The 16583-nt window shown below is 35.2% G+C and carries 11 protein-coding genes; 7 read left to right on the top strand and 4 right to left on the bottom strand.

From position 1 onward, the window contains the following. Positions 1 to 22 precede the first annotated feature (22 nt). The gene (locus HJ01_RS05590; RefSeq protein ID WP_007137348.1) at positions 23 to 2293 is read right to left on the bottom strand and encodes a cation:proton antiporter; all 2271 of its coding nucleotides are present in this window, start codon (positions 2291 to 2293) and stop codon (positions 23 to 25) included. 198 nt (positions 2294 to 2491) lie between these two features. On the opposite strand from HJ01_RS05590, the gene HJ01_RS05585 reads away from it, so the two are divergent. From HJ01_RS05585 to HJ01_RS05575, 3 genes are all read left to right on the top strand, one after another. Continuing rightward, positions 2492 to 4906: an efflux RND transporter permease subunit gene (locus tag HJ01_RS05585; RefSeq protein ID WP_040473722.1), complete on the top strand. Its 2415-nt coding sequence runs from the start codon at positions 2492 to 2494 to the stop codon at positions 4904 to 4906. A 264-nt stretch (positions 4907 to 5170) separates the two neighbouring features. Next, positions 5171 to 6001 carry a mechanosensitive ion channel family protein gene (locus tag HJ01_RS05580; RefSeq protein WP_007137345.1) on the top strand — a complete coding sequence of 277 codons (831 nt, stop codon included), beginning with the start codon at positions 5171 to 5173 and terminating at the stop codon, positions 5999 to 6001. Between the two features lie 333 nt (positions 6002 to 6334). Beyond that, positions 6335 to 8965 carry an MGH1-like glycoside hydrolase domain-containing protein gene (locus HJ01_RS05575; protein WP_007137344.1) on the top strand — a complete coding sequence of 877 codons (2631 nt, stop codon included), beginning with the start codon at positions 6335 to 6337 and terminating at the stop codon, positions 8963 to 8965. Positions 8966 to 9072: 107 nt separating this feature from the next. Here HJ01_RS05575 and HJ01_RS05570 read toward each other — a convergent pair whose 3' ends face one another. Both HJ01_RS05570 and HJ01_RS05565 read right to left on the bottom strand, forming a co-directional pair. Continuing rightward, positions 9073 to 9846, bottom strand: coding sequence for a TlpA family protein disulfide reductase (locus HJ01_RS05570; protein WP_007137343.1), 774 nt, complete (start codon positions 9844 to 9846; stop codon positions 9073 to 9075). Positions 9847 to 9890: 44 nt separating this feature from the next. After that, positions 9891 to 10349, bottom strand: a complete 459-nt coding sequence (locus tag HJ01_RS05565; protein WP_007137342.1) for an RNA methyltransferase — start codon at positions 10347 to 10349, stop codon at positions 9891 to 9893. 309 nt (positions 10350 to 10658) lie between these two features. Here HJ01_RS05565 and asnS point away from each other — a divergent pair, with 309 nt between their 5' ends. Then, positions 10659 to 12095: an asparagine--tRNA ligase gene (gene asnS, locus HJ01_RS05560; RefSeq protein WP_007137341.1), complete on the top strand. Its 1437-nt coding sequence runs from the start codon at positions 10659 to 10661 to the stop codon at positions 12093 to 12095. Positions 12096 to 12174: 79 nt separating this feature from the next. Then, the gene (rpoN, locus tag HJ01_RS05555) at positions 12175 to 13641 is read left to right on the top strand and encodes an RNA polymerase factor sigma-54 (protein ID WP_007137340.1); all 1467 of its coding nucleotides are present in this window, start codon (positions 12175 to 12177) and stop codon (positions 13639 to 13641) included. Between the two features lie 131 nt (positions 13642 to 13772). Here rpoN and HJ01_RS05550 read toward each other — a convergent pair whose 3' ends face one another. Further along, entirely contained in the window at positions 13773 to 14366 is a 594-nt protein-coding gene (locus HJ01_RS05550) for a thymidine kinase (protein WP_007137339.1), read from the bottom strand. 241 nt (positions 14367 to 14607) lie between these two features. Here HJ01_RS05550 and HJ01_RS05545 point away from each other — a divergent pair, with 241 nt between their 5' ends. Both HJ01_RS05545 and rsmI read left to right on the top strand, forming a co-directional pair. Further along, positions 14608 to 15759: a hypothetical protein gene (locus tag HJ01_RS05545; RefSeq protein WP_007137338.1), complete on the top strand. Its 1152-nt coding sequence runs from the start codon at positions 14608 to 14610 to the stop codon at positions 15757 to 15759. 99 nt (positions 15760 to 15858) lie between these two features. Then, on the top strand, positions 15859 to 16581 hold the full coding sequence (gene rsmI / locus HJ01_RS05540) for a 16S rRNA (cytidine(1402)-2'-O)-methyltransferase (RefSeq protein ID WP_040473721.1): 723 nt from the start codon (positions 15859 to 15861) through the stop codon (positions 16579 to 16581). The last annotated feature ends 2 nt before the right edge of the window (positions 16582 to 16583 follow it).

The following is a 16583-nucleotide window of genomic DNA, read 5'->3' as shown; positions in this document are numbered from 1 at the left end:
AGACGGATTTTTTTTTCAATAACTAGTGTTTAATAATCAAGACCGAAGGCACGCTACTCAACCAGGTAGCATCAGAATCTATCAAAACTTTCCAGCCTTCAAGACTGATCACCATTAGATCTTGGTTTTCCAAAAAGGCAGTGTCAACGCTATTTTCAGATACAATCTCCATGTTGTTTGGGTATTTTTGCTCCAATGAATTTACGGCACTTTGAATGACAAAATTGGTGCGAACGTGACCGTTTATATCCAAAACCACTATTTTAGAATTATTGTTGCTGATTAGTTTTTGCGCATAATCAATTAACAAGGAATCCTCCGATTTAAAAACAGGAATAAAAACTCGGTCTATTTCTTGAAACTCTTTATCAATCAAAATTCCCAAAGGCAACTTTGTTTTTGCTACAATCTGTCTAGTTCTTTCGTCAAAGGGAGAGTTTTCGAACAATCCTTCTTTTCCCGTGAATTTATCGATCAACCGATCCGGATTGATAATCCTGGTCGTGAAGCCTAACACCCTACCAAGCAATGTTCCTTCAAAAATAGATTTCCCCAGACCTACCAACAACAAATCATAATCGCCTTGATTAGCAACATCAACAATTTCGGTTTCAATATCATTAGTCACCTTAAAAACGGTAGCAATCTCCAGATTTAACTGCTCTGATTCCTCGAAAATAGGGTCAAAACTATTTTTCTCTTTTTCTTCCATATTGAAAGAATGCAACTCATCACTCAAAGACAAATGCATGGCAGTAATGTCAGAGCTGTTTTTTTGCTTTCTTGTCAAGCTATTTGCCAACCGCAGTAACGATTTCCCTTTCTCATTATTCCCAAATGAAATCAGTATTCGATATTTCTTCTGACTCGTAATTTCCTCGGCATCGGGGGCCTCTTTACTTTTAAAAACAAAATTGATAAAATCCAATGCAGGACCAGTCATAAAAGTAGTCACCAATGCCATTATCACCATCATCGCAAATACTTCTGGAGTCAGGACCTTTAACTCCAACCCTATGTTTAACACGATCAATTCCATCAGCCCCCTAGTATTCATTAAAGCACCAATGGTTAAACTATCTTTCCAATTCTGCCCTACAAATTTTGCTGCCAAAGCACTTCCAAGAAACTTCCCAATAACTGCAACTGCAATAATTGCTGCAGTTATTTTCCATAAATAAGGATCATTGATAAGTCCAATTTCTGTTTGTAATCCGGTGTACACAAAAAACAAAGGCAGTAAAAGAATAACCGCAACATCCTCCACTTTATCTATAAATATCATTCTGAATTTAGAAACATCAGGCATAATAGAACCCATCATAAAAGCTCCAAATAGTGCATGAATTCCAATTACCTCAGTCGCATAAGACGAAAGAATCAGAAAAAGAAAGAAAATAGCCATCACCGGCTTTCCAATACTGTCTTTTGAACCGTATAAATCCCCAATTCTTTTCAAAAAGGGTTTTACGATAAAAATCATGGCAAGCACGTAAAGTATCGCAAGTGAAATAACATACAACGAGCCCACAAAATTTCCTGCTTTTACTATTGCAATTACCACCGCCAGAAGACACCAAGCTGTAATATCATCAGCCGCAGCACAGGTAATCACTATGGCCCCCAGTTTCGTCTTGTGAATCCCTCTTTCCTGCACAATTCGTGCTAAGACAGGAAAAGCGGTTATACTCATGGCGATTCCCATAAACAAACTAAAAGAAAGAAACTCAACGCCTGCCGGAGCAAATTTATTATAAACAAAATAGGACAATCCAATACCCATCGCAAAAGGGATAACGATACTTGCATGACTGATTACGACTGCCTCACTTGCTTTGTTTTTAAGAACTTTTATGTCAAGCTCCATTCCTATCACAAACATGAAAAGAATCAGCCCTATTTGACTTAGAAATTTTAAATTACCTAAGGATTCAACTGGAAACAAAGCCGCCGAAAACCCTGGGAAATAGAGTCCCACTAAAGATGGCCCAAGAACGATTCCAGCTATGATTTCACCAATAACCGTAGGCTGCCCAATTTTTTTAAAAATCCATCCAAAAAGCCGCGCGACCAAAATTATCATCACAATCTGCGCTAAAAGTATTGCTAGAGGATCGTTAAAATTATCCTGCAGCGACGCTGTGAAATCATTCCAAGTGCTACTACCTATATCCGAAACAGCCGCTATCTTTCCTTTTTCAAGTTGTTTTCCTCTTGTAAGTATACAATAAATCAAAACGGTGAAACCGCCGGTAACACTAAAATAAAACAAGGTATTTTTATATTTCTTCATATTCCTCTTATAATAGCTAAGTCATTTTAAAAACCACACAAAGATGTGAAATTCTAACATATGTTTTACAACACTTAAATTAACTTTCTCATGAATTTAAAAAACAACCATTTAGCTTTACAACAGCGTAAAAAACTTTGAATAAACTTCATGTTTAGCGGTGGTTTTCACTACATTTGCACCCATTTTAAAACATTTATGAAAAAGAAATTGAAAGTAGGTTTTTGGGAGTTAATCGCCAGAATTGTGCTTAAAAACAGAATAGTTATACTTGGAGTTATTGTTTTAATAACCATTTTTTTAGCCCTACAATGGAAAAACATTCGGTTTTCTTTTACAGAAGCTAATCTACTTCCTGATACTCATATTGTAAATAAAGAATACAATGCCTTTTTGGATATGTTTGGGGAAGAAGGCAATTTAATTGTCGTAGGTGTTAAAGATGACGCCTTTTTTACTCCAAAAGCATTTGCCGCCTGGGATAAATTAATGAAAGATATCAAATCTCAAAAAGAAATTGATTTGATCGTTTCCATCAGTGATTTAAAGAAGCTTCAAAAAAACGACAGCCTTCAAACTTTTGAATTAGTTCCTTTTGTTAATCAAAGTAAAACTATAAATCAAGAGTACCTTACTTCAATAAAAAAAGAGCTGTTTGAAAAAATGCCATTTTACGAAGGCTTGCTTTTCAATAAAAAAAATGGAACCATTCGCTCGGCGATTTACTTAGACAAGAAAATAGTAAATACGATACATCGTAAGGATTATATTATAAATGATTTTATTCCAAAAATTGAAGCTTTTGAAAAAGAAACAGGCATCGATTTAAAGGTTTCAGGAATGCCTTATATAAGAACACTGAATGCAAAAAGTATAACTGACGAGATTAGCCTATTTATAGGCGCCTCCCTGTTAGTCACCTCCCTTATCTTCTTTTTCTTTTTCCGTTCTTTTAGAGCTACATTAATTTCTATAATTATCGTGGTAATTGGTGTAATGTGGACCTTTGGACTCCTTGGCCTATTCCATTTTGAGATTACAGTACTTACCGCCCTAGTCCCTTCACTAGTTATAGTCATTGGTATTCCAAATTGTATTTTCCTGACCAATAAGTACCAACAGGAATTCATTTCACATGGTAACAAAGCACGTGCCCTACAAAGAGTAATTACAAAAGTAGGAACCGCTACTCTGATGACGAACTTGACTACAGCCGCCGGGTTTGCCACTTTTATCGTTACCCAAAGTGAATTGTTGAGAGAATTTGGTATCATTTCCTCTTTGAGTATTATTGCTTTATTCTTTTTATGCCTTATCATTATTCCAATCTATTATAGCTACCAACCTATTCCAAAAAAGAAACATTTAGAACATTTAAACCGTAATTATACACGCGTTTTCATGACTTGGATAGAAAAAACAGTAAAATACAACAGACGATATGTGTATGTCGTAGCGATATTCTTGTTTTTGATCAGCAGTATTGGCGCTTTTAAAATTAAGACATCGGGCAGTTTGATTGAAGACATGCCAAAAAACACCGGCTTTTTTCAAGACATCCTTTTCTTTGAAAAAGAATTTGAAGGAATAATGCCCCTTGAAATTACCATTGACACCAAAAGAAAAAAAGGGGTCATGAAGCTCTCTACTTTGAAAAAGATGGACGAACTTCAAAAAACAATTGAGGAAATCCCTGAACTTTCTAAACCTATTTCCATTTTAAATTTGGTTAAATACTCCAAGCAGGCCTATTATAATGGGAACCCTGAATATTATGAATTGCCCACTTCTCAAGAACAAAGCTTTATTTTGGGTTATGCTAAAAACGCGACCAAAGACAGCAAGAATAATATCATGAAAAGCTATGTAGACAGTACGGGACAAGTCGCTCGTATTACTACTTTCATGAGAGATATCGAGACTGGGAACATGAAGAAAATTGAAACCAAGCTATGGACCAAAATCAACAAAGTATTCCCTTCTGATCGCTATAAAGTTGTGATGACTGGAAAAGCATTGGTTTTTGAAAAAGGTACAAAATACCTACTTGACAACTTGGTCACTTCATTGCTTTTTGCAATTTTACTAATCTCTCTTCTGATGGTTTTCATGTTCCGCTCTTTCAAAATGGTAGTGGTTTCATTAATTCCAAATTTGCTGCCTTTGATGATTACTGCCGGACTGATGGGCTATTTTGGGATTCCGCTCAAGCCTTCTACCATATTGGTTTTTAGTATCGCATTCGGACTTTCAGTCGATGACACCATTCACTTTCTTGCACAATACCGTCAAGAATTGACAAACAACAACTGGAAGATAAAAAAATCTGTTTTTGCAACTATTAAAGAGTCCGGAATCAGTATGTTTTATACTTCTGTAGTTTTATTTGCTGGATTCTCCGTGTTTATGTTGTCTGATTTTGGAGGTACAGTTGCTCTTGGAGGGCTGATTGCGGTTACCTTAATTTTCGGAATGTTATCAAACCTAATGTTGCTGCCGTGTTTAGTTTTAACGTTAAATAAATCACTTGCCAACAAACAGGAATTTATCGAGCCAAAAATTGATGTTTTAAGCAAACCTACCGAAGAGCAAGAAGGACCATTAAAACAATAAATTACTACTCTGATAATACAATATTTTCAGCTTTTACAAACTTTCCCGTCTTTTTAGGCGGGATTTTTTATATCCAAAACCCGAACTTTTTGGGATTTATTTCAAAAAAATGTATATTTGAAATAATGACATTGTAAATCAATAAAATCGAGTGAAAAAATATTTTATTGCATTTTACGCTAAAAATGGAGTCCAGTCACCAATAAAAAAAAACGGGGAGAAATCGAAAAGCCTAATGAGTAGAAAAAATAAAAAACAGAATAAATGGATCAACAAGTTATAGTTGTAGAGGATTATCTAGACAAAATAACCAATTTTGGTTTTGAATACGCACCTAAATTAATAGGTGGAATAATAGTTTTAGTAGTTGGTTTATGGATAACCAAATTAGTTACTAAAGCAGTTGGGAAATCATTAGCAAAATCTTCAATAGATCAATCTCTTATCCCGTTTTTAAAGAGTTTAACAAACATCATTTTAAAAGCCTTACTTATCATAACAGTAATGGGTATGATAGGTATTGAAATGACCTCATTTGTAGCTATTATTGGTGCTGCTGGTTTAGCCGTTGGTTTAGCGTTATCAGGTACACTTCAAAATTTTGCTGGCGGTGTAATTATATTGATTATTAAGCCTTTTAAAATTGGTGATTTTATTGAAGCGCAAGGCTTTTCAGGAACTGTAAAAGAAATCAATATTTTCTCAACACTGTTAAACACTCCAGATAAAAAATTAGTGATTATTCCTAACGGACCACTATCTACTGGTGCACTTATCAATTATTCTACTGAACCTTTACGAAGAGTTGATTGGACATTTGGAATTGCTTATGGCGATGACGTGGAGAATTTTAAAAAAGCCATTAACCAATTTATCGCTGACGACGATCGTATATTAAAAGACCCTGCAGGTTTTATAGGTTTGTCAGAACTTGCTGACAGTTCTGTGAATTTTGCTGTACGTGTTTGGGTTAATAGCGCTGATTATTGGGAAGTATTTTTTGATATGAACGAGAAAGTATATACTAAATTTCCTGATTACGACCTCAACATTCCTTTTCCACAGATGGATGTTCATGTTCAGAATAACAAATAAACTATAAAGGACTTAGAGTCCTTAGTTTTTACCAAACAATTAAAACTCCCGTCATTAAAGACGGGAGTTTTTTTATCAATCGTCAAAAAAATATCAGTATGAGTTCGTCAATTAATATTATTTATTTTTACGAGATAGCAAATGAATCCTAACGATAGCTAACAATTAAGCAATAGTAACCAATTGCTTAACTACTTATTAAAAATAAATCTTATTTTTGCCCCCACACTCTAAAGAAAAGAATTGATTAGAATATTTTAACTTTCTAGCTATTCGCTTTACAATAAATGCTTGCTTTTTTTAAGCCTAAAATTAATTATTACACTACAATATATGAGGCAGAAAATTTCTGAGGCAGAAAAATTAGCCGTTTCTAATAATTACAGAAATTGGAAAAAATGGGGCCCATATTTAGCCGAAAGACAATGGGGAACGGTTCGTGAAGATTACAGTGAAAATGGAGATGCATGGGAATTTATTAACCACGATAAAGCACGTAGTAATGCTTATCGTTGGGGTGAGGAAGGAATTGGTGGTTTTTGCGATTCTCGTGAGATTTTATGTTTGGCTCCCGCCTTTTGGAACGGAAAAGATCCTATTTTAAAAGAACGCTTATTTGGCCTCACTAATAATCAAGGAAATCACGGAGAAGACGTTAAAGAACTTTATTTTCATCAAGTTTCAACACCTTCCCATTCCTACAACAAATACCTCTATAAATATCCTCATAATGAATTTCCTTATGAGGAAATAATAACGAACAACAATCACCGAAGTAGAGACGAAACAGAGTTTGAACTATTAGACACTGATAGCTTTAAGGACAATGCTTATTTTGATTGTTATATCGAATATGCAAAAGGGGATATTGATGATATCCTGATGAAAGTTACCGTTGTCAACAGAGGAAAAGATACCGCTGAAATTCATGTACTTCCTCATTTTTGGTTTCGTAATTTCTGGAAACACAACAACAGACATCCACGTCCTAATATGGAATCTGTTTCAAAGAACAGCATTGTTTCTAAAAGTAGCCGCAATGACGACTATTATCTTTATCATAATGAAGGTGAACAATTATTCTGCGAAAATGAGACGAATAACGAGCGCATTTATAATTCCCCTAATGAATATCAGTATGTTAAAGACGGCATTAACAACCATGTTATAAGCGGAGAACCAACTATAAATCCAGAGAAGTTTGGTACTAAAGCTGCTATTTGGCATCAATTTAATTTAAAAGGAGGCGAAGAAAAAAGTGTAAAAATCCGTCTAAGCAATGTCGCTGTAGAAAATCCCTGGGATGATTTTGAGACGATATTTGATTTAAGAAAAACAGAATGCGAAACATTCTATAACGAAATTATAAGCGAAGACATTCCAAAAGAGCAGCAAGCTATTGCAAAAAGTGCTTTTTCAGGATTGTTATGGACCAAACAGTTTTATTATTATAATGTTCACAAATGGATATTTGGTGGCACTGATGAAACAGCTGCCAACAGAAGAGCTGACTCCCGTAATTTTAGCTGGCAACACCTTAATAACAGACAAGTTATTTCTATGCCTGATAAATGGGAATATCCATGGTACGCAGCTTGGGATCTAGCTTTTCATATGGCATCTTTTGTAGAAATAGATCCTTATTTTGCTAAGCAACAACTTTTATTAGTCTTGCAAGAAAGCTATATGCATCCTAATGGTCAAATTCCAGCTTATGAATGGAACTTTAGTGATGTAAATCCGCCTGTTCATTCTTGGGCAGTTTGGACTGTTTATGAAAAAGACAGAAAGCGAACTGGCAAAGCCGACACTCCATTTTTAGAAAAAGCATTCCAAAAACTCCTTATCAATTTTACATGGTGGGTAAACCAAAAAGACACTAGCGGTACCGACTTATTTGAAGGAGGATTTTTAGGTCTAGACAACATTGGAGTTTTTGACCGCAACCATATGCCAGAGGGAATCAAAAAAATGCAACAAGCAGATGCAACGAGTTGGATGGCGATGTTCTCTTTGAATATGTTGCGCATGTCACTCGAGTTAGCAAAAACGAACAAAATTTATGAAGAAATATCGGCTAAATTTTTCAGGCATTTTTTAAATATTGCTTGGGCAATGCACCATATTGGAAAAAGAGATCTTTCACTTTGGGATGACCAAGACAATTTCTATTATGATGTTGTCGAAATGTCTGACGGAAGTACAGAACGTTTGAAAGTGCGTTCTTTAGTTGGTGTTATTCCAATGTTTGCCGTCGAAATAATGAATATCGATTTATTTAAAGAGTTAAAAGACTTTCAAAGACGATCAAAGGAAATTATAAGAACACGTCCCGATCTGGCATCGTTAATTTCAAATATAGAGAACGCCAATAAAGATGGTAATTTTCTATTCTCGATTATGCGTGGTTTTAGATTAGAACACCTTTTGAAACGCTTATTAGATGAAGACGAATTTCTTTCTGATTATGGAATTCGTTCGTTATCTAAATACCATAAAGACCATCCTTTTGTTTTTGGAGACCAAGGTCATCACCAAATTCAATATGAACCTGGCGAAAGCGGTTCTGGTATGTTTGGTGGAAATTCAAACTGGCGTGGTCCTATCTGGATGCCATTAAATTATATGATTATCCAGTCGTTGCGTAAATATTATACCTTTTACGGAGCTACTTATTTGTATGAATTTCCAACAGGCTCAGGAAAAAAACTAAACTTAAACGAAATTGCCAACGAATTAACAAAAAGACTAATTAAACTTTTTGAACGAAATGAGAAAGGGAAATTTCAATACCATTCTGATGATCATAACCATGTTTTCTCAAAAGACGAACATTTTAAAGGTCAGCATTTATTTTATGAATTTTTTGATGGAGATACCGGGAAAGGCCTTGGCGCTTCACACCAAACGGGATGGACTGCTCTTATTGCCAATTTGATCATGGAAATGGAGGAAAATAAATAAACATAAAAACCATTCAACTTCCCGTCTGTAAAGGCGGGATTTTTTATGTTCAAAAAGCAACTGACAAGCTAAACAACGTATTGATTTCCTTCTATTGAAGGATGAATTTATTCCTTACTTACTTTATCTAAAGCAACCTCTAGACTATTATAGTCTGATAATACTTTTACTATAAATCCTTCCTTATTAAGGATAAAATGTGTGGGAAAAGCGTTGAGTTGCAAGGTCAAATTCATATACGTTTTCATATTAGGAACAACAGCGTAAGAGAGTGGCTTTCTTGCTAAAAAAGGCTTTAATTGTTCTGGAGTATCTTCAGCTAAGCTCAGGAAAACAAGGTCGTTTCTATCTTTATACTTGCTTACTAATTGATTGACATCTGGAAACTCTTTAAGACAGGCTGCACAATGAATGTACCAGCATTTTATAACGACAATCTTTCCTTTTAGATTTTCATTTGTAATTAAATTTCCATCTAAATCCTTGAATGAAAATACGGGAAATGGTTCACCTTCTTTTTTTAGATTTTGAATTTCATTGAATGCTGTTTCGGCGATAGATGCTTTTATACTCGAATCAGATTTGGGTTCTATTTTATAAAGCTGGTAATACAAAGTAGCTGTATCAGACTTTAGTCGAATAGGGATGTAATTTCCTTCGGTTAATTCCTGAAGGAAAGCTACTTTAGTAATTTGGTTTGAATTAGAATCTAATGCTACAAAGTCTGTAGAAAGCATGATGTGCTCTTTTTGATATTTGTACCACTCTTGATAGCTTTTTTGAACTTCAACAGGATTTACATCAGGTTTATCCAATTTAGTTTGCCCTATACATGATGTAAAAATCAAGGCGAAAGAAAGCGTGTAAAAGAGTTTTTTCATTCTAAATAAATTAGGTGTTCAAGGCACAATAAACAAAACATTTTTTATGATCTAGGTTTATTAAGACCTCTATCATAAAGTACAATACTTCCTGCGACAGATACGTTTAAGCTCTTTTCGGATTTGAATTTTACTAAATAATGGCATTTTTCGATGGCTTTTTTAGAGAGACCGTTGTCTTCAGCGCCTAATAAATAAACACAACGCCGTGGGTGTTCGAATACCTCTAAATCAGTTGCATTATCATCTAGTTCCACTCCTACTAATCGCGCTCCTTTAGGCAAGTTTTTATAGAAACCTTCAAAATTTTCATAATGGAAATAAGGGATTGATTTTACAGCATTATGGGTGTCGCAGGCTTGTTTAGCATAGCGGTTTCCAATTGTAAAAATATAGCTGGCGCCCAAGTTTTGCGCCGTGCGCCATAAAACACCTAAGTTCTCAGGGGTTTTACCATTTTGTATTCCTATGCCGAAATACTCCGTTATAAAATTATCATTCATCCTGCAAAAATACAAACTGTTAGCAGGTTTGTCAAGTTTTTAATTTGTTTAAAGATGTCTTGTTTTTTATGAAATTAGAGACTTAGCGATTGGGACGCATTTTAATTCTATTTGGACAATTAAAAGTCCTCTACAGCCTAGCCCCGATAGTAGCGGCATCCTTTTACTTTTTACTTTAAAAAGTAAAAGATATAGCGAATAGCGGGAAATAGCTCCTGAATACACTATTACAACAATGACAATTAAAAGAAATCGATTATATTTGTAATCCGATTGAACGACAATTTTTAATATCAATTATATAATTAAATGAGACACACAAAAGTTAAAGACTTACTAAACAGTACAACGATACTACACGAGGTAAATGCAAAAGGATGGGTAAGAACTTTTAGAAACAATCAATTTATCGCTTTGAATGATGGTTCAACCATCAATAATATACAATGTGTTGTCGATTTTGAGAACACGCCAGATGAAACTTTGAAAAGAATAACTACCGGTGCTGCTATTTCTGTAACAGGAACTTTGGTAGAAAGTAAAGGTGCCGGACAGAAATTTGAGATTCAAGTTAACAAACTGGAAATACTAGGAGACTCAGATGCTGAGAAATTCCCGATACAACCAAAAAACAAACCAAGCTTAGATTACTTGCGTGAAAATGCACATTTACGTGTTCGTACGAATATGTTTGGAGCAATTATGCGCGTGCGCTCCGTATTGTCTTACGCAGTACATAGCTATTTTCAGGAAAAAGGCTTTGTATATGTAAATACTCCTATCATCACCGGATCAGATGCTGAAGGTGCTGGTGAAATGTTTAAAGTTACTGCTTTACCATTTGACGGAACGCCAAGAACCGAAGATGGAAAAGTAAATTACAAAGAAGATTTCTTTGGAAAAGAGACTAATCTAACGGTTTCAGGACAATTAGAAGGAGAAACTTTTGCAATGGCTTTAGGTCAGATTTATACTTTTGGACCTACGTTTAGAGCAGAGAATTCAAATACTTCACGCCACCTTGCAGAATTTTGGATGATTGAGCCAGAGGTTGCTTTTAATGACTTGAATGACAACATGGATCTTGCTGAAGACTTTATTCAGTACGTGATCAAATATGTTTTGGACAAATGTCCTGAAGATTTGAAATTCCTAGAAGGAAGATTGTTAGACGAAGAGAAATCAAAACCACAAGCTGAAAGAAGCGAAATGGCTTTGCTAGACAAACTAAATTTTGTTTTGGAAAACAATTTCAAACGTGTATCTTATACTGAAGCTATTGATATTTTGAGAGATTGCACACCAAATAAAAAGAAAAAATTTAATTATATCATTAACGAATGGGGAGCTGATTTACAATCAGAACACGAGCGTTACTTAGTTGAAAAACACTTTAAATGTCCGGTAATCTTGTTTGATTACCCTGCAAATATCAAAGCATTTTATATGCGTTTGAACGAAGACGGAAAAACAGTTCGTGCGATGGACATCCTTTTCCCAGGAATTGGTGAAATTGTAGGAGGTTCCCAAAGAGAAGAGCGTTTTGATGTTTTGGTCGAAAAAATGAAAGCTTTAGGAATCGACGAAGAAGAATTATGGTGGTACCTTGATACACGAAGATTTGGTTCAGCGGTTCACTCTGGTTTTGGTCTTGGATTTGAAAGATTAGTGTTGTTTGTGACTGGAATGACTAACATACGTGATGTAATTCCTTTTCCAAGAACACCAATGAATGCGGAGTTCTAAAAAAAATGTTTCAAGTTTAAAGTTGTTTAAAACTCTAACAACTTTAAACTTTTAAACCTTACACTTTTAAACAATAAAAATGCTAAAGCAATTCTTAAATTTAAAATTATCACAGAAATTATCTCCTCAACAAATCCAGTTGATGAAGTTAATTCAATTGCCTACGCAAGCCTTTGAGCAACGTTTATTAGAAGAAATGAATGAGAATCCAGCTCTTGAAGCCGGAAATGAAGAGGATGAATACGAGAAAGACGAATTCGAAAACGAAGATTATGACGATTATGATGATGCAGAATCAGACAGAAATGATGCTGAGGATATCAACATAGACGAATATTTAAGTAGTGACGATACTCCCGATTATAAAACTCAAGCGAATAATTACAGTGATGACGATGAGGAGCGTGAATCTCCATTAGCGGCTCCAGTAAGTTTTCACCAGGATTTAATCAATCAACTAAACACCTTTATTCTAGATGATGGAGAGCGTGATATTGCTGAATTTCTGGTAGGTAGCATTGATGACATGGGTTACATTCGTAGAAGTATTCCAGACATAGTAGACGATATGGCGTTTACTCAAGGTATTTATACTGACGAGCCAACGGTAGAGCGAATGTTGCAAGTAATCCATGAACTAGAACCATCAGGAGTTGGCGCTAGAGATTTACAGGAATGTTTATTGCTGCAACTGAAACATAAAACGCCAACAGAATACGTGGAATTGGCTACTGATATTATCGAAAATCAATTTGACGCTTTTACAAAAAAACATTACGATAAGTTAATCCAGAAATACAACATTTCGAATGAACAGCTAAAAAAAGCAATTCATGAAATCGAAAGACTCAACCCAAAACCAGGTGGAGGATTTACTGGGAATAACAAAATCACGGAGAATGTAGTTCCCGATTTTGCTATTAGAATTGTAGAAGGTGAACTGGAATTAACATTAAACGGAAGAAACGCTCCTTCCCTACACGTTTCCAAAGATTATCAGGAAATGATGCAGACCTATAAGGTATCTAAGGACAAATCAGGCTCACAAAAAGATGCCGTTCAGTTTATCAAACAAAAACTAGACTCGGCAAAATGGTTTATTGATGCCATTAGACAACGTCAGGAAACACTTTTTGTAACTATGAATGCCATCATGCATTATCAGGAAGAATACTTCTTAGATGGTGATGAAACCAAGTTGAAACCGATGATTTTGAAGGACATCGCTGATTTAGTTGGGCTCGATATCTCGACTGTTTCTCGTGTGGCAAATAGTAAATATGTTGAAACACCTTATGGCACTAAACTGATTAAGGAATTTTTCTCTGAAGCCATGAAAAATGACCAAGGTGAAGATGTTTCTACACTTGAAATCAAAAAAATATTGCAAAATATTATTGAGGAAGAGGACAAGAAAAAACCTTTACCAGATGATCAATTGGCAGAATTGTTAAAAGAGAAAGGCTACCCTATTGCCAGAAGAACCATTGCTAAATACAGAGAGCAACTCGATATTCCAGTAGCAAGAATGAGGAAGAAGATATAATATTACCGATTCGAGATTTATTTATATAAAAAACCTTTCTGAGTGTCAGAAAGGTTTTTTTGTCATGTAGACTTTTTTGATTCCAATTAAATTCAACCTACCTCTGCTCCGGAGAAGACTAGGAAGAGGGTTTATTTTTCCTCGTCATTTTTTCGCATGGCGTGATAATAAGCCGCACGGCTTAATGGTTCATACTCTTCAGTTTCACCTAGCATTACTAATTTATCACTGTCAGTTTTACGAAAACTATAATTAGCCAGGTTCCCAGTACGTGTACATACCGCATGTACTTTAGTTACATATTCGGCTGTTGCCATTAATGCAGGCATAGGTCCAAAAGGGTTTCCCTTGAAATCCATATCTAATCCGGCAACAATAACACGAATCCCTTGATTTGCAAGATCATTACAGATTTTGACGATCTCATCATCAAAAAATTGCGCTTCATCAATTCCCACTACGTCACAACCTTGGGCCAAAATGGCGATGTTTGCTGCTGCAGGTACGGCAGTGGAGCGAATTTCATTAGCATCGTGAGATACAACCATATCATCATGATAGCGCGTGTCAATTGCAGGTTTAAATATTTCAACTTTTTGTTTGGCAAACTGTGCTCTTTTGAGGCGACGAATTAACTCTTCGGTTTTACCCGAAAACATGGAACCGCATATAACTTCGATCCAACCAAATTGTTCTTTATGATTTACTGTATTTTCGAGAAACATTTCGTATTTTTCTAACTTAAAAAATGAATAGTTTTTATTACTTTGTAGTGTAATAAACCCGCTTAAGATTTTATACTTTTACGTTGTCTCAAATGTAGAAAAATTTTATCAATTCGGGAATCCGTGAACGCTTATTTAAACAATAAAATGTTCCACATAAAAGGTCTTTATTTCTTAGGCAAAATACAATTAGACAAAAAACACAAATACATACGCCATACATACTATAATCTAAAACGTTATGAAAAAAAGATTGGAAGCCGACTTAATCAGCATTGCACATAGAATTTTAAAAATAAAGAATAAATCTGACATCAATCAATTGTATTTAGAAACTCAAAAATTATATGAGAAACTGTCCGTTTTAAGATTTATAGAAGAAAACTATGGCACGACCAAACCGACGATAGATTATGCAGAAATGCAGAAAGAAATTGAAGATCTTTATGACCGTAATGCCGAATTGCCTGTTGAAACCGTTATTGAAATGACAGAAAGCAACGTTTTTCCTGAAGCTTCAGAAGAAACGCTTGCGGAAGAAACAACACTAGAAGAAATCACCCCAGTTGAAGAAACTGCCGAAGTTGAAAATCTAGACGAACAGATATCCACTGAAGAAGAATTAGCAACTGAAGAAATCACTGCAGTCGATGAATCTGAAATCACTGAAAATTCAGAAACAGAAGAAAATTCCAAAGTTGAAAGAACCACATCACCTGAATTTTCAATGGACGAAATGGACGAAGATATAGAAGAAGAGGAGACAGTTGTTGAAGAATTTGAAGCAGATATACAGGAACTACAGCCTGAGACAGAAGAAAAGGATTTGTCGGAAGAGGAAAGTCAAGAGAGTATAGTTGCGGAAGAAACAGTTGAAGATATAGAAGCTAAAAAAGAAACTCCCCCAACATTTAAAGCCGCTTTTGAACTAACGGAAGACACAGAATTGGAAGTTCCAAAGCAGCCGGAAACGATGCAAATCTCATTTGCAGATTTATTAGGCGGTAATTATAGTGAACCTCATTTTGTAAAAGTAGATGATATTGAAGCTTTACCTCCGATAACTGAATTTGAAGCTCCACAAGAAAAAGCTACAGTTAATATAGAGGAAACAAAAACTGAAACGGTCCAAGCAAAAAGTGTGTCGCTAAACGATAAACTATCAAAAGGAATCGACATTGATTTGAACGATAGAATAGCATTTGTAAAACACCTTTTTGGTAACAGCACTGAAGATTACAACCGCGTTCTAAATCAACTAATCACTTTTGACAACTTTTATGAAACAAAGAATTTTATAGAAGAAATGGTGAAACCTGATTATAATGATTGGAAAGGAAAAGATGATTATGCAGAACGTTTTATGGACATCATTGAGAAGAAGTTCCTCTAAACAAATTTGAATTTCACAAATCAAGATAAAGACTCGCTTAAATAACAGAAGGTTTTTTGTTTTTATCCAAAACTAAATAGAATACTCGCATCCCATTTTATGTCAAAATTATATATAGTTCCCACACCAATAGGCAATCTTGAAGACATGACGTTTAGAGCAATTCGAATCCTAAAAGAAGTCGATTTGATTCTAGCCGAAGACACGCGCACCAGCGGAAAGCTCTTAAAGCATTTTGAGATTGGCACACATATGCATAGCCATCACATGCACAATGAGCACAAAACAGTCGAGAATTTAATTTCACGAATGAAAGCAGGTGAAACTATTGCCTTGATTTCTGATGCGGGAACTCCAGCGATTTCGGACCCAGGTTTTTTGTTGACTCGCGCTTGTGTCGAAAACGGTATCACTGTCGAATGTTTGCCTGGCGCAACGGCTTTTGTTCCTGCCTTAGTCAATAGCGGTTTACCTAATGACAAATTTGTTTTCGAAGGTTTTTTACCAGAAAAAAAAGGGCGCCAAACTCGATATTTAGAACTTGCTGAGGAAACGAGAACTATGATTCTATATGTTTCTCCTCATAAATTAGTAAAAACACTGGCCGAATTCATCACCTACTTTGGCGAAGACAGACCAATTTGTGTTTCTAGAGAATTGTCAAAATTGCACGAGGAAAACGTGAGAGGAACCACTCGTGAGGTTTTAACCCATTTTGAAAAAACAGCGCCAAGAGGTGAAATCGTCGTGGTTGTTGGCGGAAAACCAATTGTTAAAGAAGTGAAAAAGAGTAAATTCTCAAAAGACGAAGACCAAGAATAAAT

This window comes from Flavobacterium frigoris PS1 (genome assembly GCF_000252125.1).
Lineage (GTDB): Bacteria > Bacteroidota > Bacteroidia > Flavobacteriales > Flavobacteriaceae > Flavobacterium > Flavobacterium frigoris_A.
The sequence above is the reverse complement of the archived record's forward strand: the minus strand, read 5'-3'. Positions and strand labels throughout refer to the sequence as shown.

Excerpts from the sequence above, each read along its gene's own strand:
- HJ01_RS05590 (WP_007137348.1), bottom strand. The coding sequence starts at position 2,293 with ATGAAGAAATATAAAAATACCTTGTTTTATTTTAGTGTTACCGGCGGT.
- HJ01_RS05585 (WP_040473722.1), top strand. The coding sequence starts at position 2,492 with ATGAAAAAGAAATTGAAAGTAGGTTTTTGGGAGTTAATCGCCAGAATT.
- HJ01_RS05580 (WP_007137345.1), top strand. The coding sequence starts at position 5,171 with ATGGATCAACAAGTTATAGTTGTAGAGGATTATCTAGACAAAATAACC.
- HJ01_RS05575 (WP_007137344.1), top strand. The coding sequence starts at position 6,335 with ATGAGGCAGAAAATTTCTGAGGCAGAAAAATTAGCCGTTTCTAATAAT.
- HJ01_RS05570 (WP_007137343.1), bottom strand. The coding sequence starts at position 9,846 with ATGAAAAAACTCTTTTACACGCTTTCTTTCGCCTTGATTTTTACATCA.
- HJ01_RS05565 (WP_007137342.1), bottom strand. The coding sequence starts at position 10,349 with ATGAATGATAATTTTATAACGGAGTATTTCGGCATAGGAATACAAAAT.
- asnS (WP_007137341.1), top strand. The coding sequence starts at position 10,659 with ATGAGACACACAAAAGTTAAAGACTTACTAAACAGTACAACGATACTA.
- rpoN (WP_007137340.1), top strand. The coding sequence starts at position 12,175 with ATGCTAAAGCAATTCTTAAATTTAAAATTATCACAGAAATTATCTCCT.
- HJ01_RS05550 (WP_007137339.1), bottom strand. The coding sequence starts at position 14,366 with ATGTTTCTCGAAAATACAGTAAATCATAAAGAACAATTTGGTTGGATC.
- HJ01_RS05545 (WP_007137338.1), top strand. The coding sequence starts at position 14,608 with ATGAAAAAAAGATTGGAAGCCGACTTAATCAGCATTGCACATAGAATT.
- rsmI (WP_040473721.1), top strand. The coding sequence starts at position 15,859 with ATGTCAAAATTATATATAGTTCCCACACCAATAGGCAATCTTGAAGAC.